Source organism: Methylobacterium sp. UNC378MF (assembly GCF_900103195.1).
GTDB lineage: Bacteria > Pseudomonadota > Alphaproteobacteria > Rhizobiales > Beijerinckiaceae > Methylobacterium.
On sequence record NZ_FMWU01000004.1, the window covers coordinates 140,029 to 161,308 of the forward strand.

21 protein-coding genes are annotated in these 21,280 nt (G+C 68.2%); 12 read left to right on the forward strand and 9 right to left on the reverse strand.

Annotated elements, in window-relative coordinates; all coding sequences use genetic code 11:
* Positions 1–214 precede the first annotated feature (214 nt).
* The gene (locus BLT59_RS05750) at positions 215–535 is read left to right on the forward strand and encodes a hypothetical protein (RefSeq protein ID WP_091777393.1); all 321 of its coding nucleotides are present in this window, start codon (positions 215–217) and stop codon (positions 533–535) included.
* A 50-nt stretch (positions 536–585) separates the two neighbouring features.
* Here the strand turns inward: BLT59_RS05750 and arsH are convergent, their stop codons facing one another.
* Complete coding sequence (gene arsH / locus BLT59_RS05755) at positions 586–1,362, reverse strand: arsenical resistance protein ArsH (protein ID WP_091777395.1); 777 nt, start codon at positions 1,360–1,362, stop codon at positions 586–588.
* Positions 1,363–1,412: 50 nt separating this feature from the next.
* Here arsH and BLT59_RS05760 point away from each other — a divergent pair, with 50 nt between their 5' ends.
* The 4 genes from BLT59_RS05760 to BLT59_RS05775 are packed head-to-tail and all read left to right on the forward strand — an operon-like array spanning position 1,413 to position 4,736.
* Positions 1,413–1,772 (forward strand): ArsR/SmtB family transcription factor, encoded by a 360-nt coding sequence (locus BLT59_RS05760; RefSeq protein WP_091777397.1) that lies wholly within the window; start codon positions 1,413–1,415, stop codon positions 1,770–1,772.
* Positions 1,765–2,202 carry an arsenate reductase (glutaredoxin) gene (gene arsC, locus BLT59_RS05765; protein ID WP_091777399.1) on the forward strand — a complete coding sequence of 146 codons (438 nt, stop codon included), beginning with the start codon at positions 1,765–1,767 and terminating at the stop codon, positions 2,200–2,202. Before BLT59_RS05760 ends, arsC begins: the two co-directional genes overlap by 8 nt.
* A gap of 34 nt (positions 2,203–2,236) precedes the next feature.
* The gene (locus tag BLT59_RS05770) at positions 2,237–3,532 is read left to right on the forward strand and encodes an arsenic transporter (RefSeq protein ID WP_091777401.1); all 1,296 of its coding nucleotides are present in this window, start codon (positions 2,237–2,239) and stop codon (positions 3,530–3,532) included.
* A gap of 34 nt (positions 3,533–3,566) precedes the next feature.
* Entirely contained in the window at positions 3,567–4,736 is a 1,170-nt protein-coding gene (locus BLT59_RS05775; protein ID WP_091777403.1) for an MFS transporter, read from the forward strand.
* Between the two features lie 40 nt (positions 4,737–4,776).
* On the opposite strand, the gene BLT59_RS05780 is transcribed toward BLT59_RS05775, so the two are convergent.
* From BLT59_RS05780 to BLT59_RS05795, 4 genes are read right to left on the reverse strand one after another with little or no spacing between them, the layout of a single operon-like run.
* Positions 4,777–6,066: an NAD(P)/FAD-dependent oxidoreductase gene (locus BLT59_RS05780; RefSeq protein WP_091777405.1), complete on the reverse strand. Its 1,290-nt coding sequence runs from the start codon at positions 6,064–6,066 to the stop codon at positions 4,777–4,779.
* 8 nt (positions 6,067–6,074) lie between these two features.
* Positions 6,075–6,806 (reverse strand): amino acid ABC transporter ATP-binding protein, encoded by a 732-nt coding sequence (locus BLT59_RS05785; RefSeq protein WP_091777407.1) that lies wholly within the window; start codon positions 6,804–6,806, stop codon positions 6,075–6,077.
* Complete coding sequence (locus tag BLT59_RS05790; protein ID WP_091777409.1) at positions 6,803–7,456, reverse strand: amino acid ABC transporter permease; 654 nt, start codon at positions 7,454–7,456, stop codon at positions 6,803–6,805. Before BLT59_RS05790 ends, BLT59_RS05785 begins: the two co-directional genes overlap by 4 nt.
* Before the next feature lie 18 nt (positions 7,457–7,474).
* Complete coding sequence (locus tag BLT59_RS05795) at positions 7,475–8,248, reverse strand: ABC transporter substrate-binding protein (RefSeq protein WP_091777637.1); 774 nt, start codon at positions 8,246–8,248, stop codon at positions 7,475–7,477.
* 140 nt (positions 8,249–8,388) lie between these two features.
* On the opposite strand from BLT59_RS05795, the gene BLT59_RS05800 reads away from it, so the two are divergent.
* Positions 8,389–9,012, forward strand: coding sequence for a cupin domain-containing protein (locus tag BLT59_RS05800; protein ID WP_091777411.1), 624 nt, complete (start codon positions 8,389–8,391; stop codon positions 9,010–9,012).
* A 97-nt stretch (positions 9,013–9,109) separates the two neighbouring features.
* Here BLT59_RS05800 and BLT59_RS05805 read toward each other — a convergent pair whose 3' ends face one another.
* The 3 genes from BLT59_RS05805 to BLT59_RS05815 are packed head-to-tail and all read right to left on the reverse strand — an operon-like array spanning position 9,110 to position 11,678.
* Positions 9,110–10,423 (reverse strand): TadE/TadG family type IV pilus assembly protein, encoded by a 1,314-nt coding sequence (locus BLT59_RS05805; protein ID WP_091777413.1) that lies wholly within the window; start codon positions 10,421–10,423, stop codon positions 9,110–9,112.
* 17 nt (positions 10,424–10,440) lie between these two features.
* A complete protein-coding gene (locus BLT59_RS05810; RefSeq protein WP_091777415.1) occupies positions 10,441–11,055 on the reverse strand; it encodes a TadE/TadG family type IV pilus assembly protein in 615 nt (204 codons plus the stop codon).
* A complete protein-coding gene (locus BLT59_RS05815) occupies positions 11,055–11,678 on the reverse strand; it encodes a TadE/TadG family type IV pilus assembly protein (protein WP_091777417.1) in 624 nt (207 codons plus the stop codon). Before BLT59_RS05815 ends, BLT59_RS05810 begins: the two co-directional genes overlap by 1 nt.
* Before the next feature lie 424 nt (positions 11,679–12,102).
* On the opposite strand from BLT59_RS05815, the gene BLT59_RS05820 reads away from it, so the two are divergent.
* The gene (locus BLT59_RS05820) at positions 12,103–12,654 is read left to right on the forward strand and encodes a protein phosphatase CheZ (protein WP_091777419.1); all 552 of its coding nucleotides are present in this window, start codon (positions 12,103–12,105) and stop codon (positions 12,652–12,654) included.
* A gap of 23 nt (positions 12,655–12,677) precedes the next feature.
* On the forward strand, positions 12,678–13,754 hold the full coding sequence (locus tag BLT59_RS05825; protein ID WP_091777421.1) for an HD-GYP domain-containing protein: 1,077 nt from the start codon (positions 12,678–12,680) through the stop codon (positions 13,752–13,754).
* A gap of 194 nt (positions 13,755–13,948) precedes the next feature.
* Here BLT59_RS05825 and BLT59_RS05830 read toward each other — a convergent pair whose 3' ends face one another.
* Positions 13,949–15,292, reverse strand: a complete 1,344-nt coding sequence (locus tag BLT59_RS05830; RefSeq protein WP_091777423.1) for a dicarboxylate/amino acid:cation symporter — start codon at positions 15,290–15,292, stop codon at positions 13,949–13,951.
* Positions 15,293–15,587: 295 nt separating this feature from the next.
* Between BLT59_RS05830 and BLT59_RS05835 the strand changes: the two genes are divergently transcribed.
* The 4 genes from BLT59_RS05835 (at position 15,588) to BLT59_RS05850 (ending at position 21,261) form a co-directional block, all read left to right on the forward strand.
* A complete protein-coding gene (locus tag BLT59_RS05835) occupies positions 15,588–17,453 on the forward strand; it encodes an ATP-binding protein (protein WP_091777425.1) in 1,866 nt (621 codons plus the stop codon).
* Positions 17,450–18,802: a sigma-54-dependent transcriptional regulator gene (locus BLT59_RS05840; protein ID WP_091777427.1), complete on the forward strand. Its 1,353-nt coding sequence runs from the start codon at positions 17,450–17,452 to the stop codon at positions 18,800–18,802. Before BLT59_RS05835 ends, BLT59_RS05840 begins: the two co-directional genes overlap by 4 nt.
* A gap of 140 nt (positions 18,803–18,942) precedes the next feature.
* Positions 18,943–19,179, forward strand: coding sequence for a DUF6894 family protein (locus tag BLT59_RS05845; RefSeq protein WP_091777429.1), 237 nt, complete (start codon positions 18,943–18,945; stop codon positions 19,177–19,179).
* 156 nt (positions 19,180–19,335) lie between these two features.
* Positions 19,336–21,261 (forward strand): heavy metal translocating P-type ATPase, encoded by a 1,926-nt coding sequence (locus BLT59_RS05850; RefSeq protein ID WP_091777639.1) that lies wholly within the window; start codon positions 19,336–19,338, stop codon positions 21,259–21,261.
* The last annotated feature ends 19 nt before the right edge of the window (positions 21,262–21,280 follow it).

Below are 21,280 nucleotides of genomic sequence, written 5' to 3' on the forward strand. Positions count from 1 at the left end.
CGACGGGCCGCGCAGGGCCCCGCGGATGTGGGCCCCTGAAGCCGGCAGCGCTGGCCTTCGGGCCCAGCGCGGCGCCCGATCCCGGCGCAGGTCCGGGAGGCCGGTTCGGCCCCGACGTCGCCCGAATGGTGACGGGGACCGACCCATTTTCTCTAATTTACCCGGCGCGGCGACCGCGCGACAGCGTGAGCAGCGGACGGGAGTGGATGAGCCGATGGACGACGACGTCGTAGACGGCACGGACGGCGGCGACGCGAGCTCCGCGGCGGCCCAGGAGGCGAACGGGATCGCCTTCCTTCTGGCGAGCGCAGCCTACCTGACGCTCGCCGACGCGCATCTCCGGCGGGAAGGTCCGGAGGGACTTGCCCTGATGGACGAGATCGAGGACCGGATCACGGAGGCGCTGCAGAGCTTCGTCGAGGAGACGTCCTACGAGGATGCGCGACCGGATATCCTCCTCCACGCGACCCGCAAGGTCCGCGCCCTGCTCGAAGCGGGGCGCTCGCTGGCGCCGGAGATGCGGCGGTTCCAGTAGGCACCGGCCTGAATCGGGCCGAGCCGCGACGCGTTCCCGGCAGACGGGGCTCAGGCGCCCGGCCGCGACGGCCTCGCGAAGCCGATATCGGCCGCCACTCCGGCGAGCCGATCCGGATCACGCTCCTTGCGCTCGCTGTAACGATCCACGAGGTAATCGGCGCGTCCGCGGGTCAGCAGCGTGAACTTCATCAATTCCTCGCACACGTCGACGACCCGGTCGTAGAGCGGCCCCGGCTTCATCCGGCCAGCCTCGTCGAACTCCTTGTAGGCCATCGGCACCGAGGACTGGTTGGGGATGGTGATCATCCGCATCCAGCGGCCGAGGACGCGCAGCGCGTTCACGGCGTTGAAGCTCTGGGAGCCACCCGAGACCTGCATCACCGCGAGGGTCCTGCCCTGTGTCGGCCTCAGGCTACCCTCCGAGAGGGGCAGCCAGTCGATCTGGCTCTTCATCACGCCGGTCAAGGCGCCATGCCGCTCGGGCGAGACCCACACCTGCCCCTCGGACCAGACCGAGAGGGTGCGAAGTTCCTGAACCTTCGGATGGTCCGCCGTCGTGTCGTCGGGCAGGGGTAGGCCGTCAGCGTCGTAGATGCGGACCTCACCGCCCATGGCCTCCAGCAGCCGGGCGGCCTCATAGGCCAGGAAACGGCTGAAGGACCGGTCGCGGAGCGATCCGTACAGGATCAGGAACCGCGGTGGGTGCGGGACCGGCACGGCCTGCGAAGCCTCCACGGCCTCCACACTCGGCACAGTGAAATGTGCCGTGCTGAGGTTCGGCAGGCCGTCACGGACGGAGGGGGCAGGAAACGGGCTCTTGCTCAACGGCGCGCTTTCTCATACGTTCAAATTATCTTTTGAAGATTGTAATGGAAATGGACGACGCGCAAGCCCTGGCGGCCTTCGCGGCACTCGCGCAGGAGCATCGCTTGCGGCTGGTGCGGTCGCTTGTGACGGCGGGTCCAGACGGCCTCGCCTCCGGCACCCTGGCCGACGCCGTCGGCGTGTCGGCCGCCACGGTCTCGCATCACCTCAAGGAGTTAAGCCGTGCCGGGCTGGTCGTCTCGCGGCGCGACGGCCGCTCGATCATCTACAGTGCCGCCTATCCGACGCTCTCCGATCTGATCGCGTTCCTGATGCGCGATTGCTGTCAGGGGCGCGCGGAGATCTGCATGCCGGCTGCGGAGACCCTTGCTGCCTGCCTCTGCTCACCCGGAGACAATCCCCATGCCTGAGCCGTTCGACGTCGTGATTTACCACAACCCGGCCTGCGGCACGTCGCGCAACACTCTGGCGATGATCCGCAACACCGGAATCGAGCCTCACGTCATCGAGTATCTCAAGACACCACCGGCCCGTGCGCTGCTGGAGCAGCTGCTCGCCCGCGCCGGGCTGTCGGTGCGCGACGTGCTCCGGGAGAAGGGCACGCCCTACGCCGAGTTGAATCTCGGCGACCCGGCCCTGACGGACGGGCAGTTGCTCGATGCCATCGCGGCGCATCCGATCCTCCTCAACCGACCGCTCGTCGTGACACCCAAGGGGGTCCGTCTCTGCCGCCCCTCGGAAGTGGTGCTGGATCTCCTGCCGCCGCAGCAGGCCGAGTTCGTCAAGGAGGACGGGGAGCGGGTCGTCGACGAGCACGGCCGCCGCGTCGCCACCGCCTGAACCGGACGCAGAAGCAGAAGAAGACACTGCCCGGATGCTCGCGCTCACCATTTTCCTGATCACGCTCGTGTTCGTCATCTGGCAGCCGAGAGGGCTGGGGATCGGCTGGAGCGCCCTGGCCGGCGCGGCCGCGGCCCTCGCCACCGGCGTGATCCAGCCGGATGACATTCCGACGGTCTGGCACATCGTGTGGGACGCGACCTTCACCTTTGTCGCGCTGATCATCATCTCCCTGCTCCTCGACGAGGCCGGGTTCTTCCACTGGGCTGCGCTGCACGTCGCCCGGTGGGGTGGTGGCCGGGGCCGGCGGCTCTTTCCCCTCGTCGTGCTCCTCGGAGCGGCGATCGCGGCGGTGTTTGCCAATGACGGCGCGGCTCTCCTGCTGACGCCCATCGTGCTGGCGATCCTTCTTCGGCTCGACTTCCCGCCGCCGGCGGCCCTCGCCTTCATCATCGCCTGCGGCTTCGTGGCGGACAGCACCTCCCTGCCGCTGGTGATCTCCAATTTGGTCAACATCGTCTCGGCCAATTACTTCGCCGTGACGTTCGGCCGATACGCGGCGGTCATGGTTCCGGTGAACCTCGTCTCGCTCGCGGCGACGCTGGCGGTGCTGGGGGCGTATTTCCAGCACATCATCCCGCCGACCTATCCGATGACCGTCCTCGAGAGCCCGGCAAGCGCCATCCGTGACCGGCTCGTCTTCCGCGCGGCGTTCCCGCTGCTGCTGATTCTCCTGCTGGCCTATTTCATCACTGCGCCCTTCGACGTACCGGTGTCGGTGGTGACTTGTGCCGGCGCTGCGGTCCTGCTGCTGCTCGCGAGACGCGGGCGCGTCATCGGCGTCCGCGCGGTGCTCGCCGGCGCGCCCTGGCAGATCGTCCTGTTCAGCCTCGGCATGTACCTCGTGGTCTACGGCTTGCGGAACGCCGGCCTGACCCGGGAACTGGCTCTGGGCCTGACTTGGCTCGCTGGCCACGGTCCCTGGATCGCCACCCTCGGCACCGGTTTCGCCGCCGCCGTTCTGTCGTCGGTCATGAACAACATGCCGAGCGTGCTGATCGGCGCGCTCTCCATCCAGCAGGCCCCGGACCTTTCGCCCCTGACCCGTGAGCTGATGGTCTACGCCAACGTCATCGGCTGCGATCTCGGACCCAAATTCACGCCGATCGGCAGCCTCGCGACCCTGCTCTGGCTGCACGTCCTCGCGGCCAAGGGGCAGACGATCACCTGGGGTCAGTACATGAAGGTCGGCCTGATCATCACACCGCCCGTGCTTCTGATCACCCTGCTGGCGCTGGCAGCCTGGCTGCCGCTGATCAGCCCCAGCTAGATCCGGCATGGCCGCTGAAGGTCGGACCGCTATCATGGCCACGCCAACAGCCCGCCGCTGGCCGGTGATCGCGGCCCTCGGCATCGTCGAGATCCTCGCCTGGGGCTCGTCGTTCTACCTGCCGGCGGTGATGGCCGGACCCATCGCTGAGAGCACCGGCTGGCCGCTCGCCTGGGTGGTCGGCGGACTGGCCGTCGGCCTCCTCGTCGCAGCTCTCGCCTCGCCGCATGTCGGGGCGGCAATCCACCGACGCGGCGGGCGGCCGGTCCTCGCTCTGGCCGCGCTGCTGCTCGCGGCGGGACTGACCGTCCTGGCCCTGGCGCCGATCTTACCGGTCTACCTCGCCGGCTGGCTGATCCTCGGCGCCGGAATGGCCTGCGGCCTGTACGACCCGGCCTTCGCGACCCTCGGACGCCTCTACGGCGCGACAGCGCGGCCGGCCATCACAACCCTGACCCTCTGGGGCGGGTTCGCCAGCACCGTATGCTGGCCCCTATCGGCATTCCTCGTCGCGCATGTCGGCTGGCGGGCCGCCTGCCTCACCTATGCCGCCCTGCACGTCGCGGTGACGCTGCCGCTCGTGCTGGTGATGATCCCGACGGCTCCGGCGCTTCTGGTGGCCGACGAGCGGCACGCCTCGGATTCCGGGCCCCTGTCAGCCCGGGAGCGCCGGGCCTTCCTGGTGTTCGCAGGCGTCCTGGTTCTCGGCGGCGCGATCATGTCCCAGGTGTCGGTTCACCTGCTCACCCTGCTTCAGGCCCGGGGCGTGTCGGTCGCCGCCGCCGTCTCCTTCGGAGCGCTGATCGGTCCGGCACAGGTCGGCGCGCGCGTCGCCGAGATCTCCCTGAAGGAGCGACATCACCCCCTTTGGACCCTGACGGCGGCCTTCGGCCTGATCGCCCTGGGGCTGTGGCTACTGGCGCTGGGACTACCGGGGGTGGCGCTCTGGCTGGTGCTCTATGCGGGCGGCAACGGGATCTACTCGATCGCGCGGGGGACGGTACCGCTCGCTCTGTTCGGTCCCCTGCGCTACCCGCTCGTCGTCGGCCGCCTCGCCCGACCGGCGCTGGCGGCCCAGGCGCTGGCGCCGCCGGCCGGAGCGGTGGTCTTGACCCATGCAGGGCCGGAAGCCCTGTGGTGGCTGCTGCTCGCGCTGGCGCTCGCCGCCATCGGCCTCATCGGCGCGCTGTGGCGGTTGCGATGAGGACGGAGCCCGGCCTCAAGCGGTGCCAGCCTTCGCCCAATTAGCGTATGCCGCCGTCGCTCAGCCGGTACCAGGCGATGATCGCCGAGACGTACAGCCGGTGCAGGGCGTGCAGCGGCAGCGGCGCGATCGGCGTGAGCGGCAAGGGCAGGCTGTCGGCATTGCCGGTGGCGATGTAGGCGGCCATCGCCCGGCCCATCGCCGACTGGAGACCGACGCCGCGACCCTGGCAGCCGATATCGATGAGGAGTCCGGGCGCCGGCTCGTGGAGATGGGGCAGGTAGTCCCGGGTGATCGCGACGCGGCCGCACCAGCGATGGTCGAAGCCGATCCCGTCGAGCTGAGGGAAGAGCTTGCCGACGATCCGTTCGAGATGGGCCCAGTCGGCGGGACTGCGCGGCTCCCGGAACGGTCCGCGGCCACCCATCAGCAGGCGACCGGTATGGTCGAGCCGGAAGTAGAGCAGGAGCTTCCTCGTGTCCGAGGAGACGTGGCCTTCGGGCAGGATCGAGCGCCGCAGGTTGTCGGAGAGCGGTACCGTGGCTACCTGGAAGGAATTGGCGGCGATCACCGTCTCGGCGAGGTCCGGCCAGAGGCCGCCGGTGTAGCCGTTGGTGCACAGCACGACCCGATCGGTGGTCAATTGTGCCCCCTGCGCCGTCGTGACCGTCCATCGAGATCCGGTCCGCGCGAGGGCGGTGACCGGCGATGCGCCGTGGATCGACGCTCCGGCCTTCAGGGCCGCCCGGGCGAGCCCGCGGGCGTAGCTCAGAGGCTGGATGGCGCCGCCGCGGCCGTCGAGCCAGCCGCCAAGATAGCGTTCGGTCCCGAGAAGCCTTTCGGTCTCGGCCTTGTCGAGGACGCGGGTCGGCGCGCCGAGATCGGCCCATTGGGCCGCGCGCCGCGCGACTTCGGCGAGACCGGCCTCGGTATGGGCGCCCTGGATCCAGCCGGCGCGCCGGTGCGGGACATCCATCCCGTGCCGCGCGATCAGGTCGAACACGACGTCGGCAGTCTCACCGGCGAAACGCGCGAGCCGCGCGCCGCGCTCACGCCCGAAGCGCGCGACGATGTCGGCGGGATCGTATTTCAGGCCCGGGATGACCTGGCCGCCGTTGCGGCCGGAGCCGCCGTAACCGACTTCCCGCGCCTCCAGAACGACCGGCCGGATTCCGCGCTCGGCCAGATGCAGGGCGGTGGACAGGCCGCAGAAGCCGCCGCCCACGATCACCACGTCGGCCGCACCGGATTCCGCAAGCGGCGGCGTGTCCGGCGCGGGCGCCGCCGTGGTGGCCCAGAGCGAGGGGGCGAGGGGGAACGGTTCGGCCACGGCGTGTCCTAGAGCGGGTGCAGCACGCGCTGCAGGAAGTCCTGGGTGCGGGGGTTCTGCGGGCGGTTCAGGACCTCGCTGGCCGGCCCCTGCTCGACGAGGCGGCCGCCGTCGAGGAACAACACCCGGTCGGCGACCTCGCGGGCGAAGCCGATCTCGTGGGTCACGACGATCATCGTCATCCCCTCGTCGGCAAGGCCGCGCATGACCCGCAGGACGTCGCCGACCAGTTCGGGATCGAGGGCCGAGGTCGGCTCGTCGAACAGGATCGCCTCCGGTCGCATCGCCAGCGCCCGGGCGATCGCCACGCGCTGCTGCTGGCCGCCGGATAGCTCGTTCGGCCGGGCATCCTCCTTGCCCGAGAGCCCCACCCGCGCGAGCAGCGCGCGCGCCCGCTCCTCCGCCTCCCGACGGGGCTCGCCCTTCACGTGGAGCGGACCCTCGACGACGTTCTCCAGAGCGGTCCGGTTGGCGAACAGGTTGAACCGCTGGAAGACCATGGACACCCGGGTGCGGATCGCCTTGATGGCGCGCTTGTCCCGGTCGACCCGCTGGCCGCCGACGCGGATCTCCCCGCCGTCATAGGCCTCCAAGCCGTTGATGCAGCGCAGGAGGGTCGACTTTCCGGAGCCCGACGGCCCGATGATGCAGACCACCTCGCCCTTGGCGACCTCGGCCGAGACGCCCTTGATCACCTCCAGGGTACCGTAGTGCTTGCGGACATTCTCCAGGACGATCATCGATGCCGTCCCTTCGCCTCGAGGTGTCGAACAAGCAGGATCAGCGGCAGGCTGAGCGCGAGGTACATCAGCGCGACCATCGTGTAGACGCTGGTGTTCTTGAAGGTCGACGACGCGATCAGTTTGCCCTGGAGCGCGAGTTCCGCGACCGTGATGGTCGAGGCCTGCGACGAATCCTTGAGCATCATGATCATGATGTTGCCGTATGGCGGCAGCGCGATCCGGATCGCCTGCGGCAGGATCACCCGCCGCATGGTCAGCCCCCAGCCCATGCCGATCGACAGTGCCGCCTCGACCTGCCCGCGATCCACCGCCTCGATGCCGGCGCGGAAGTTTTCGGCCTGGTAGGCCGAGTAGGCGATGCCGAGCCCGATGATCGCCGCCTGGACCGCGGTGAGCGACAGGCCGAAATCGGGCATGACGAAGTAGATGTAGAACAGCTGCACGATGATCGGGATGCCGCGCAGGATGTTGATCATCACCGCGCTGAAGCCGGCCAGCACCGCGATGCCGGAAACACGCATCATCGCCCAGACCAGTCCGAGCAGGGTGGAGACCACCAGGGAGGCGAGGGTGATCAGGACCGTGAGCTGCACGCCCTGGAGCAAGATCGGCAGGTATTCATGGGCGTCGGCGAGGAACTCGCGCATCGAATTGAGGGCCGAAGCTCAGGACTTGTCCGCCGAGGGCGGAAGGCCCCACTTGGTCAGGATCGCCTGAAGCGTCCCGTCGGACTTCAGCTTGGCGAGCGCCTTGTCGATCTTGGCCAGAAGCTCGGAATCGGTCTTGCGGACGCTCAGGCCAACAGAGGCGACGACGGTCGGCTTGAAGGTCTCGACCAGGCGGACGCCGGGAAACAGCCCCTGTTTGACGTAATAGGCGAGAATAGGGGCGTCGGCGAAGCCGGCCTTCAGGCGCCCGGAATTCACGTCCCGGATAATGTCGGGGATCGTGTCGTAGATCTTCACCTCGCCGAACAGGCCAGACTTCTTCAGCGGCTCGACGAAGGCGGTGCCGACCTGGGCGCCCACGGTCTCACCCTTCAGGTCGGCGAAGGATGTGTAATCCTTCGTGTCGGTCTTCGGGACGATCAGCCCCTCGCCATAGGTGTAGACAGGGGCCGAGAAGGCGACGACTTCCTTGCGCTGCGGCGTGATGAACATCGCCGCCGAGATGATGTCGATCTTCGAGGCGGTGAGCGCCGGGATCAGCGTCGAGAATTGCAGCGGCTCCACCGCGACCGTGAAACCCGCCTCCTTGCCGACTGCATTGACGAGGTCGACCATCACGCCCTGAATGGTATTCGTCTTGGTGTCGAGGAAGGTGAAGGGCAGGCCGGTTGGCGTCGCACCGACCTTCAGGGGCTGCGCGCTGACGGTACTCCCGAGAAATCCGAGAAGCAGCGCCGACGACAGACACAGCTTGGCCAACCGTCTTCTCATCATGCCGCTCCCATGAGGTGCCCGGATCGTACGGCGAAAGCCTGCGCCCGATTTCATTCTCGTGAAGAATACCGCACGTTTTCGATATCGACGCAAGCGACTTTCACGTGCATGAAGGGACACCCGAGAGGCAGAGTGGTGTGACGGTGAGCATCCCCCAAGGCGCAGCAACGGGTCCGGAACCGGTCGACCGGGCCGTGGGTCAGCGCCTGCGCAGCCTGCGACGGGCGCGGGGGCTCTCGCTCGAAGCGGTCGCGTCCAGCACCGGCCTGTCGATCGGCTTCATCAGTCAGGTGGAGCGGGGCCTGTCGTCGCCCTCGCTCCGGGTGCTGGCGCTGCTCGCGGACATGCTGCAGATCGGGATCGGCGGCCTCTTCGAGCCCGGCCCGGACGCGCCCGATCCGGACCCGATCGTGGTGTTCCGGAAGGACCGGCCTGAACTTCAGCTCTGGCGCGCCGGCATCACCAAGCAGTTGCTGACCCCGCCCGGGGGCACGCAGGGGATGAGCCTGTTCCACATGGTGCTGAAGGCCGGGGCGAGCACCGGCGACGAGTTGTTCAGCCACGATGGCGAGGAAGCCGGTCTCGTCCTGGAGGGGCGCCTGACCCTCGTGGTCGAGGCACGCACGCTTCAGCTCGCGGAAGGAGACAGCTTCCGCTTCGAGAGCCGGCGGCCGCACCGCTTCAGCAATCCCGACCCGCGCGGCCGGACTGTCGTGCTGTGGGTCAACGTCCTCGGTCCAGCGCCGTCGGCGCAGAGCTGACCGGGTTTCGCCCGGTCATCGCGCTCCGAGAACAGCCGCCAGAGGGACCGGCGCCCTCGCTGTCGCGAAGCCTCTGGGGCCGGCCCTGTGGAGCGCGTCAGTTGCTCAGCCGGACAGAGGCGAGGGTGGTGCTGAACAGCTTGAGCATGGCTGCGGTGATGTCGCCGCCCGACGCGACCGGGAAATACATATTGTCCGATGCGCAGGCCTGCAGCGCCGGGCCGATCTTCGATTCGTAGGGTTTGACGTATCGATTGTAGAAATCGTTGTCGTACAGCGGCAGATACTGCGTGTAAATGATACCGATTTTGACGTTCCTGTTCTTCAAAGCCGTACAGGTTGAAGGGCTCAGCGGACCGATGAAACGGTCGCTCTGGTATTGGAAGCCGGCGCTTTGATTGGTGACGCTGCCCCCCGTGTCCTCGACTCCGTCGGTGACGAGGAACAGGAAGCGGATCGGCTTGTCCGGCGTGAGACCGTTGCCGCTGTCCGGAATGGTGGTGTTCATCTTGGCAATTGCGCGTTCGAAATCGGTCTGGTTATCCGACTGATTGTAGTAAGCGTAGGCAATATCGATATTTGGCGTGGCGTTCTTGATGTTGTTCAGGGTTGGCGTCATCGTCTGGAGCCTCGTCTGAGACACAGAATCGTTGAACGTCCACATCTCCATCTGAAATTGCTGCGGCAGCAGCATACTGGCATTCGCCCGGTCGACGAGCGCCGAGACCGCATCCCGCAGAACTTGAATGCGAAGCTTGATATTGTTCTTGAGAGCAATATGATAATTATCGGATAGATTGTCGCCGGTGATGTTGCCCTTGCTATCGAAAGTATGCTGATGGCACGCGAAGGCACACCCATTGGTGGCGAGCTTCATATTGCGCACATCCGCATCGGTCGCGGCGAGGCCCATCGACGGCGAATTGTCGAGCAAAAGATAGTAATTAATGTACTGTGAGATGTTCCGGGTCGCCGCAGATGTCCCGTTGATGGTCATGGCTGGGATCTGCATCATCGATGCCAGTCCCGTCTTGACGGTCGCCGTGTAGCTGGCGGTCAGACTGAGGCTGGACGCCGTGTTGACCGGTGTTCCCGGCGTGAACGAGGTCACCGTGACGCCCGGGACCTTCGCGGCCTCCGCGCGGAACTGCGTCTCCATGTTCTGCAACGTCGTCGTCGGGATCGTGTTGGTCTTCTGTGACATCACCGCCAGCACGGCGCCGTCGAGGGCCGTGTCGAGCTGGGTCTTCGCGGCGTTGCGCCGGCCGTAATCGACAGCCGCCGCCGCCGCGAACATGACCGGTAGCGTGACGAGCGCGAAGATCACCGCAACCTGACCGGAACGCGCCCGCGGAAACGCCGTCGCGGGCCGCTTAAGAATGCGCGTCAACCGGCTCTGGAACACCGACACGGGCCATCCCTCGAACATCAGTTGTAGACCGGGCAGGCCGCGCCGCCCGGCATGACGATCTCGTTGGGGGTACGTTCCGACCACGGGACCTGCCGCTTGAAGGTCAGCCCCTGACCACCGAAGATCCACCGGTAGAGCGCGCTTCCGATGATCGGCGTGTAAGTCATCGTGACCTCGGCCAGGATGTAGCGGGCGCCGTCGAACTGATAGGCCGCCGGCGTCGCGGGCAATCCGTTGGTTCCGCTGGCCTGTTTGGCCGGCCGCCCGGTCGCGTTCTGAGGCCAGCTGGAACAGACGAAACCGTTGAGGGTGCCGTTCACCGATTCGACGCCCATGGCGTTGACCACGATCTGGAGGCCGGATGCGTCCAGCGGGCGCAGGATCGCGGTCGCAGCACCGGCGATCTTCGCCATGCCGTCCTGCGTGGTCAGGGCGTTGTCCATGCGCCCGGAGAGATCGCCCAAAGTGCGGGCGAACAGCGTCAGCTTGCGGCTTGTGTCGACGATGCGCGTCAGCTCCGTTGTCCCGAAATACAGGACGATCAGCAGAGGCAGGACCAGGGCGAACTCGACGGCGGCGACGCCACGCTCATCCTGTCGACAATGTCTCAGGCGCTCCAGCACACGATGCATCAGGAGCATCCTGACGGAGCCGGGTACGGCTCGACCTTGAACACCGTCGCGGCCTGGAGCACGCGGCGCTTGTTCGGCAGGTTGGGCACCGCCGCACCGAGCAGGGGGAAAAAGACCGGGATGTCCACGGCAGCCTGCACCACCACGATGGCTGAGGCCCCCGCGCAGGAATAGCCGGCGAAGTTTGCGTTCCAATCGCTCGCCCCGCTGGCATTGGTCGCCACCGGCGAGACCGGGGTCGCCGCGGTGTAGCTATCAGCCTTCGTGATGCTGACCCGAACGTTGGCGCAATTGAAGATCGTCACACGCGGGGTGCCGTTCGATTGCGTGCACATCGCCGTCCGGAAGCGGGCCATCAGCGTCGCGGTATCGGTGGTGCCTGCATTCGCCGTCTGGAAGGCGCCCGTGTAGATCTGCCGACCGGCATCGGCCACCGCCTGCTGGAGGATCTCCTGTTCCCAGAAGACGATACCGTTCTCCAGGCAAGCCCCGACCAGAGCGAAGAACGGCACTGCCACCAATGCGAATTCCACGGCCGTCGCGCCCGCACGCGCCTGCGTGAACCGTGCGACCTGCGTTCGGAGATCGAGCCAGCGACGCGCCGCTCGGAATGCCGTGCTCACATTTCAGCTCGACCTTGGGACCATGTGAGCAAAGGAACATCAAAAGCTTACTTTTCTCGGCTCATCACGGCTCAAAATCGACGATTTCCCCCGACACCCTCCTGTGCGGAGTGTCGCGGTCGCAACGTCGGTTTCGATCTGAGGCAGGACGGCGAGCCGACCGACTGACGCAGTCGGTTAGGCCGGCGTGCCGGATCGCTGCCGTCTGAGCCGGGAAACCAGCCCCGTGCGCGCCAGGCGGTGGCCTGCAAGTCGGTGACCGCAGCCAGCACATCAGTCGCGGCATCGATTAAACGACGTATTTTACAATCGTCGACTGCAGGTTACGCACCTTTCCCCGCCGAGATAAGCCGCATTAAGTGCAGCTTAAGACATCATCGTTATCGTTGCCGGCTGAAATTAAACCGCATGGCGATCCCCGCTCATGGCCCGTGCTCTACCCGACGTTGTCGCAATCGAAGAAGGTGTTGGGCTTCTGCGAAGCCAGCTCCTGTCGATTTCGGATGCGATCGCCCGGACCCGTCAGGAGATTGCCGATCTCCGGCAGGAGCAGGAGACCAGTCGCGCCTGCGATGAACTCCAGGCGGTCGTGCAGGGCACGGAAGACGCCACCAACACGATCCTGACCGCGTCGGAAACGGTCGACGCGCTCGCGCGCGGAATCGTCCGGCGGTCGGGCGATAACACCAACCGGGCCGACGCCGAGGCGATCCGGGCCGAGATGCAAACCATCTTCGAAGCTTGCAACTTCCAGGATCTTACCGGGCAGCGGATCTCGAAGGTCGTACGCACCATCGTCCTCGTGGAGGACCGGATCGGCGAGATGCTGCGCGTCTGGTCGGCGTCCGACGCCGCGCCAACGGCGCCGAATCCGCGGCCCGACAGGCGCAGCGGGGAGGCGGCCCTGCTGAACGGCCCCGTCCTGCCCGGAGAGGCCTCGGTTTCGCAGGACACCGTCGACGCGATGTTCCCGTAAGGGGCAGCCCGGAAGGCGTGCCGATGGGCCGGATACTTCTGATCACGGACGATCCCGCCCGCAGCTTGGGTTTGGCGCAGGAGCTCTCCGACGGGCTGGCCTGCGAAATCCACGACCTCCGCGCCGCGGACGTCCCGGCCGGCCTCGCGACGGGGATCGTCGCCGATGTTCTCGATCTCGGCACCGCATCCATCGAACGCCTGCGCCGCCTTCTGGCCGAGATCCGGCATGGCGCCCCCTTGGTTGTCCTGCGTCATGCCGACAATCCGAGGACCCGGCTGCTCGGCATTTCGCTCAATGCGACGAACACGCTCGGCCCCCCATTCGACGTGGATCGTCTGCGAGAGGCGCTCGGTGCGCCGCGCGCGGCAGCGCTCGTCGCGCCCCACGATGAGGAGCCGGTACCTGCCGGCGCGGTAAAGACGGCCGCGGAACTGCGCGGATTCTACGCATCGGTCTTCGTACCCGACCAGCCAATCACACCGCGCGTGATCGACAACGGTACCCAGGCCATCGACCTCGCCATCCGGGATACCGGAATCCGCGATTGGGTCCGTGCGGTTCGCCAGTTTGACGACGCCACCCATCAGCACTGCCTGCTGGTCGCCGGACTGGCGGCAGCCTTCGCGGCCGCCCTGGGACTCGGCGAGCAGGAGCGTCATCGCGTCACGAAGGCAGCCCTGCTGCACGACGTCGGCAAGATTCATATCCCGGCCGCGATTCTGAACAAGCCGGGTCGGCTTGACGACACCGAGATGGCCGTCATGCGGCTGCATCCGGAGAAGGGATACAGCATGCTCGTCGATCAGGGCTTCGAGCAGCAGATGCTACACGTCGTCCGGTCGCACCACGAGATGCTCGATGGGTCAGGCTATCCGGATCGCCTCAAGGCGCACGAGATCCCGGATCTCGTGCGGCTCATCACCGTCTGCGATATCCACGCGGCCTTGATCGAGCAGAGGCCCTACAAGCCGCCGATGCCCAGTGAGTCGGCCTACGCGATCCTGGAGAGCATGGTGGGGCGGCTCGATCCCGCGATCGTCGGTGCCTTCCGGCCCGTCGTCGCCGCGTTCGCGCCGCAGATCCTGGAACACGCGTAACGGCCGGGAACGATAGCCCTGACGGCGATGCTCGGAGGCGCGCATCGCCCGAGGACGATCCCGCCACGCCATCCGGTGGTTCGCCGCGCCGATGGAAAAGCCGCGCCGCGGTAAAAACTGACGACGCGGCGCGATGGGGCCTGTGCTTCGCCGAATCGTCGCGGGCTGCGCGCGCAGCCCGCGACGACCAGGGCTCACTCGGCCGGCTGGAGAGCTGCCGCGGGTGCGAGCGGCGCCATGGCCTGGCCGGACAGGGCCGCAGCGAGCTTGGCCTCGTCGACCTCATTCTCCCAGCGGGCCACCACGATACAGGCCACCGCATTACCGATGAAGTTCGTCAGCGCCCGGCACTCGGACATGAAGCGGTCTACGCCGAGGATCAGCGCCATGCCGACCACCGGCACGGAGGGCACCACCGCGAGCGTCGCCGCCAGGGTGATGAAACCCGAACCGGTCACGCCCGCCGCGCCCTTCGAGGACAGCATCGCCACCAGCAGCAGCAGCGCCTGCTCGCCGAGGCTCAGCGGCGTATCGGTCGCCTGAGCGATGAACAAAGCCGCCATGGTCATGTAGATGTTGGTGCCGTCCAGGTTGAACGAGTAGCCCGTGGGCACCACGAGGCCGACGACCGGCTTCGAGCAACCGGCCCGCTCCATCTTCTCCAGCAGCGAGGGCAGCGCGGACTCGGACGAGGACGTGCCGAGCACAAGCAGCAGCTCCTCCTTGATGTAGCGGATGAGCCGGATGATCGAGAACCCGTTGTAGCGCGCCACCGCACCGAGAACGACCAGCACGAAGATCGTCGAGGTCAAGTAGAAGGCGCCGACGAGGTAGGCGAGGTTGGCAAGCGAGCTGATCCCGTACTTGCCGATCGTGAACGCCATCGCGCCGAAGGCACCCACGGGTGCGACCTTCATGATGATGTTGACGACGCCGAACACCGCCTCGGACAGCACCTTGATGATGTCCAGCACCGGCTTGCCCCGGTCGCCCAGGAAGGCGAGACCGAAGCCGAACAGCACGGAGAAGAACAGCACCTGGAGGATCTCGCCGCCCGCGAAGGCGCCGACCGCCGTCGTGGGGATGATATTCATCAGGAAGTCGACGATGCTCTGCTCCTTGGCCTTGCCGGCGTAGGTGGCGATCGCCTTCGGATCGAGGGATTTCGGATCGATGTGCAGCCCGTTGCCCGGCTGGAGCACGTTGGCGACCACGAGGCCGACGATCAGCGCCAGCGTCGAGAATGTCAGGAAGTAGATCAGCGCCTTGCCGCCGACCCGGCCGACCTTCTCGAGATTGGTCATCCCGGCAATGCCGGAGACCACCGTGAGGAAGATCACCGGGGCGATGATCATCTTGACGAGCTTGATGAAAGCGTCCCCGAGCGGCTTCATCTCGGCGCCGAGCTGCGGATAAAAATGTCCGAGCAGGATACCGATCGCGACCGCGACCAGGACCTGGAAGTACAGCGTCCGGTACAACGGCTTCGGTTTGGCGGGCGGATGCGGGGCGGTGAGTGGTGACGGCACGGCAGCCATGGGGCGTTCTCCCTGTCGCGGGCTTCGGATGGGGCGGCTCGCGTCGGAGCGTCCCGACGATGTCCGCGCTTGCTGTTGGCCTTCCGGCACGCAGCCGTTCTCTGGTGACATGGCTGCGTTACGCATCGGGAATGGCAACCGGCATGCCACCCGGTCACAGGCCACCTCATTTCTTTAACCATTTGTGGAAAATAGGTTTTTCCCAGATGATGTCGGACTGTGCGTCACGCCGGAGTGCGGATTTCCGCACGCCGCTGGCCGGAACGGTCCGGATCCCCGCACAGGCCGTCCGCCGTTGAACGCGCCCGCGACCTCCGGTGGTGGCACGCCCTCGCGCCGGGGCCTCGCCGTCGTGATCGGCGTCTGCGCGATCCTCGTGGCGGCGTGGCTCGCCGGCCGGGCCGCGGAGCGCTGGGCCTTGTCGGATCTGCGACGCGGCGCCCGCTCGGCGATCGGGCTCCAGGTCGGCGTCTTGCTCGCGGAGATGCAGAAGCAGGCGTCCCTGCCGCTGGCGCTCGCGGCCGACCCCGAGGTCGCCGCCGCGGTCGGCCCCGATCCCGGGCGCAACCTCCTGGATCGTGTCGACCGGCGGCTCGCCCAGGTCGCGGCCGCCACCGGTTCGGCAGTCATCTACGTCATCGGCGCCGACGGGCTCACGGTCGCGGCGAGCAACGCGGGCGAGGACCGCAGCTTCGTCGGCCGGGACTACGGTTTCCGCCCCTACTTCAAGCAGGCCCTGGCCGGTGGGGCCGGCTCCCAGTTCGCCCTCGGCACGGTCAGTGGTCGGCCTGGCCTGTACCTCGCGCGCCGGATCGGGGCGGGGACCGGGGTCGTGGTGGTGAAGGTCGAGTTCGACGCCGTCGAGGCCGCGTGGCGTGCCGCACGCGAGGCGACCTTCGTGACCGATGCCCGGGGCATCGTCCTCGTCACGAGCGAGCCCGGCTGGCGCTTCGACACGCTCAGCGCCGTCGACGCGGCCGAACGCGCCCGGATCGAGGCGGGGCAGGAATTCGGCGCCGCCCGCCTCGAGCGCCTGCCGCTCCATCCGGTGGCGGGCGAGCCGGACATGGTGCGCGTCGGGCGCGGGTCGCTGCCGGCCTGGACCGCAATCCTGACACAGGCGCCCGTACCCGGCACGGATTGGCAGTTGCGGACGCTGACGCCGGTCGGCACCACGGTGGAGCGGGAACGGCTGCAGGCCTGGATCATCGCGGCCCTGGTCACGGCGCTCGCCGGGTACGGGATCTTCGCCCTGGCCGATCGCGGCCGCCGGACGCAGGCCCGGCTCGCCGAAGCCGCGGCGCGTCGGGCCGAGCTGGAATCCAGCGTCGAGGCGCGGACGCGGGCGCTGCGGGAGACCAATGCGCAGCTCCGCGCCGAGATCGCTGAGCGGCAGCGCGCCGAGGCCGAGCGCGAGCGCCTCGGCCGCGAGCTGGCGCAGGCCGGCCGGCTGGCGGCGCTCGGCCAGTTCGCGGCCAGCATGGCACACGAGATCAACCAGCCACTGGCGGCGATCCGCTCCTACGCGGACAACACCGCGATCCTCATCGGGCGCGGGCGCACCGACGATGCGGCCGAGAATGCCGCTGCCATCGGCCGGCTCACCGATCGCATCGCCGGCCTCACCCGGCAGCTCAAGGGCTTCGCTCGGCGCGCCTCGCCGCGGCGGGAGCCGGTGGTCCTGCGCGATGTCGTGGCAAACGCGGTGGAACTCGTGTCGGCCCGTGCGGCCGCCCTGCACGTCCCCCTCGACGTAAACGAGCCTGACCCGAAGCTCCGCGTACTCGGGGACGGTCCGCGGTTGGAGCAGGTTCTGGTCAATCTGCTCCAGAACGCCGTCGACGCGGTGGCGGGGCGGGCCGACGCCCGCGTAAGCCTGCGCTGGTATGCCGACGGCAGCGAGCGCGTCATGGTTGAGGTGACCGATACCGGACCCGGCATACCCGAAGCGACGCGCGGCCAGGTCTTCGACGCGTTCTTCACCACCAAGGCGGACGGCCTCGGCCTCGGCCTCGCCATCGCCCGCGGGATCGTGGAGGATTGCGGCGGGAACCTGATCCTGGCCGACGGCAACGGCGCCGACACGGTCTTTCGGATGGCGCTGATCCGCGCGACGGAGGCGGCTCCGAAGGTGGACAAGACCGTGGGAGCGGAACCGTGAGTGGATCGGCAGACGCGCGGGCGGCGGCCGAGCGCGTCGTGTTCATCGACGACGAGGCCGACGTGCGCCGCGCCAATGGCCAGAGTCTGGAGTTGGCGGGCTTCGCCGTGGAGGCCTTCGCCGCCGCCGAGCCGGCTTTGGCGGCGATCCTGGCCGCGCCCCCCGGCGCCGTGATCACGGATGTGCGGCTGCCGGGCCTCGACGGCGTCGGGCTGCTGGCCCGGCTGCACCGGGTCGATCCGGACCTTCCGGTCATTCTCATCACCGGGCACGGCGACATCGGCATGGCGGTGGCCGCCATGCAGGGCGGCGCCTACGACTTCCTGGCCAAACCCTATCCCGCCGAAGCGCTCATCACCTCGGTGCGTCGGGCCCTGGAGCGGCGGCGGCTCGTGATGGAAAATCGGACGCTGCGGGCTCGTCTCGATGCGGCAATCGAGGAGGATCCGGCCTTCCTCGGCGCCTCCCCGGAGATTGCAGGCCTTCGCGCCCTCGTGCGCGAGGTGGCAAAGGCCGATGTCGACGTGCTCGTCTTCGGCGAAACCGGTTCCGGCAAGGAGGTGGTGGCGGGCGCGCTGCACCGATGGAGCCGGCGCGCGGAGCGGAATCTCGTGGCGATGAATTGCGGCGCTTTGCCCGACAGCGTCGTCGAGAGTGAGCTGTTCGGCCACGAGGCCGGCGCCTTCACCGGGGCGCTCAAGCGCCGGGTCGGCCGCATCGAGCACGCACAGGGCGGCACGCTCTTCCTCGACGAAATCGAGAGCATGCCGCTGCCGCTGCAGGTCAAGCTCCTCCGGGTACTCCAGGAGCGCACCGTGGAACCCCTGGGCACAAATGAGGTGCGGCCGGTCGACATGCGGGTCGTGGCCGCCACGAAGGTCGATCTCGGGCAGGCCGCCGCGCAGGGCACTTTCCGCGACGATCTCTATCACCGCCTCAACGTCATCACGATCACGATCCCGCCCCTGCGCGATCGGGGCGACGACGTGCTGCTGCTCTTCCAGCACTTCCTGCGCCGCGCAGCCGAGAAGTTCGGGCGCCCGATGCCGCCCGTCACGCCGGCGATCCGCGACCATCTGCGCCGCCACACCTGGCCGGGCAATGTCCGCGAACTCGGCCATTTCGCCGAGCGTTGCGCCCTGTGCCTCGTCGCGCCGCCGCAGCCCGCCGCGGAGGCGGCCGGCGGCCTCACCGAGCAGGTAGATCGCTTCGAACGGCAACTGATCCGCGACGAATTGATCATGGCCGGCGGTGATGTACGCGCCGCCGCGGAAGCGCTCGGCCTGCCGCGCAAGACCCTCTACGACAAGATGGCCCGCCACGGATTGACGCCGGCCGATTACCGCTAGGACCAGCCCATCCAATTCCATACTGGCAGACTCAACCGGCGGTCGTGGCGCCTGGGCGATGGCGGCATGCCGAAAAGCGGTAGGCGGACCGGTGCGGAAACTGCTTAGCGTGGCTGACGCCCCAGCACCGCCGAGTCCCCATGCCCCGCTTCTTCATCGATCTGCACGACGGAACTGATATCGTCCGGGACAGGGACGGCTACGACCTGCCGAACCTCGAAGCCGCGCGCTCGCAGGCCGTGAAGATCATGACGCGGATCGCGCAGAGCCTTTCCGATGAACCCGGTCGGCAGGACTTTATCGCCGCTGTCCGCGACGATGCCGGAGTTGTGCGGCTGCGCTTCCGTCTGTCCCTCGATGCGGGGCCGGTCGGATGACACTGGGCGAGGCCCGGCAAATCGGTGACCTCGGGCGCTCTTTGCTGGACTCTCGGTCAGTCTCCGTGGATCCCGGTTGAGCGTTGATCCAGCGCAAGGGGCCGCCGCTCAGACCGGCGCAAACGGAACGCGCAGCAATTGCGGGCGACCCCGACGATGACACCGGTAGCCTTGGGCTCAACCCAGACGGGATCGTCGGCGGTCGACGGGTGGGTGCCGCGCCTTCGAGGATGGTTAGTCCTCCTGCCGTTTCTCGGCCTCTGCACCGGCCTGTCGGCACAGGCGCTCGCGCAGCCTGAGGCTGCCGCTTGGGCCTTCATGCTCCCGACGCTCGCGGTGCTCGCCATCCTGGCGATCCAGATCGTCACGAGTCTGGCGCGGGGCGATATCGGCCTCGATCTCGTCGCCCTGCTCTCGATGAGTGGCGCCCTTGCTCTCTCGCAGCCGCTGGCCGCCGTCGTCATCGCCATGATGTATGCCGGCGGCCAGGCGCTGGAAGCCTATGCGGCCGGCCGTGCCGGCAGGGCCATGACAGCGCTGATCGCGCGCCAGCCGCGCAGCGCCCTGCGCGAGGATGGCGGCGCGTTGACGGAGGTGCCGCTCGCGGCGCTGGTTCCGGGGGACCGCATCCTGGTGCGCGTCGGCGACGTCGTACCCGTCGACGGGCGGATCGCGGCGGGGCGCGCCGTGCTCGATCAGTCGAGCCTCACCGGCGAGGCGATGCCGGTCAGCATCGGTGCGAACGAGTCCGTGCTCAGCGGCACGGTCAACGCCGGCACGCCGTTCACCTTAGTGGCGGAGCGACCTGCGGCCGAGAGTACCTACGCAGGCATCGTCCGGCTGGTCGAGGCGGCGCGGGCTCGCAAGGCGCCGATGGCCCGCTTGGCCGACCGCTACGGGCTCGCCTTCCTCGGCCTCACGCTGCTGATGTCCGGCGGTGCCTGGATCGTCTCGGGCGATCCCCTGCGGGGCCTGGCCGTCCTGGTGGTCGCCACGCCGTGCCCGCTGATCCTGGCGGTGCCCGTCGCGCTCGTGTCCGGCCTCTCGCGCGCGGCCGGCATCGGCGTCCTCATCAAGGGGGGCGGGGTCCTGGAGATGCTGGCGAAGATCCGCGTCCTCATCGTCGACAAGACCGGCACCCTGACCCGCGGCATCGCCCGTCTGATTCGCGTCAGGACCCTCGCGGCGCCCGACGAGGCCGAGGTCCTGCGGCTCGCGGCATCCCTCGATCAGGCCTCCGGCCACCCGGTGGCGCGCGCATTGGTCGATGAGGCGCGCCGACGTGGCCTGGCGCTGGCGCAGCCCGAGGAGGCCACGGAAACGGCGGGTGAAGGCGTGAGCGGCCTGGTGGAGAAGTTGCACGTCGTCGTCGGCGGGCCGCGCTTCATGACGAGGCTGGGAATCCACTTCGAGCCGGTGGACGGGGAACGAAGCCGCGCGACGGCCGTGGCGACGGTGCTGGTCGCCATCGACGGCACGCCTGCCGCCGTGCTGGAATTCGCCGATCCGCTGCGAACCGATGGCGGCAAGGCACTCGTGGCGCTGCGCGCTTGCGGGATCGAGCGGGTGGTGCTCGCGACCGGTGACCGGCGCAACGTCGCCGAGACGCTCGTCGCCGGTCTCCCGATTGACGCCGTCGCGGCGGACCTCGACCCAGCCGACAAGTCCGGCATTGTGGGCGCCGAGCGCCGGAACGGTCCCGTCATGATGGTCGGCGACGGGGTCAACGACGCCCCCGCCCTGGCGGCAGCCGATCTCGGCGTGGCCCTCGGCGCCAAAGGCGCGGCGGCGGCCGCCGAGGCGGCGGACGTCGTACTGCTGGTCGACAGTCTCGCACCGCTGCCCCAGGCCATCCGCATCGCCAGGCGCGCCCGCTCGATCGCGCTCCAGAGCGTGTGGGCTGGCCTCGGGTTCTCGATCGCCGGCATGGTCGCCGCGGCCTTCGGCTACCTCTCACCCCTGCAGGGGGCGCTTCTGCAGGAAGTCATCGACGTCGCCGTGATCCTCAACGCCATGCGGGCCCTCGGCGGTTCGCCGGGCGAGCGCCTGCAAACGGCGCAGGATGCCCCGTGCCGTCCTTGACGCCGGCCGCTTTCAGCGC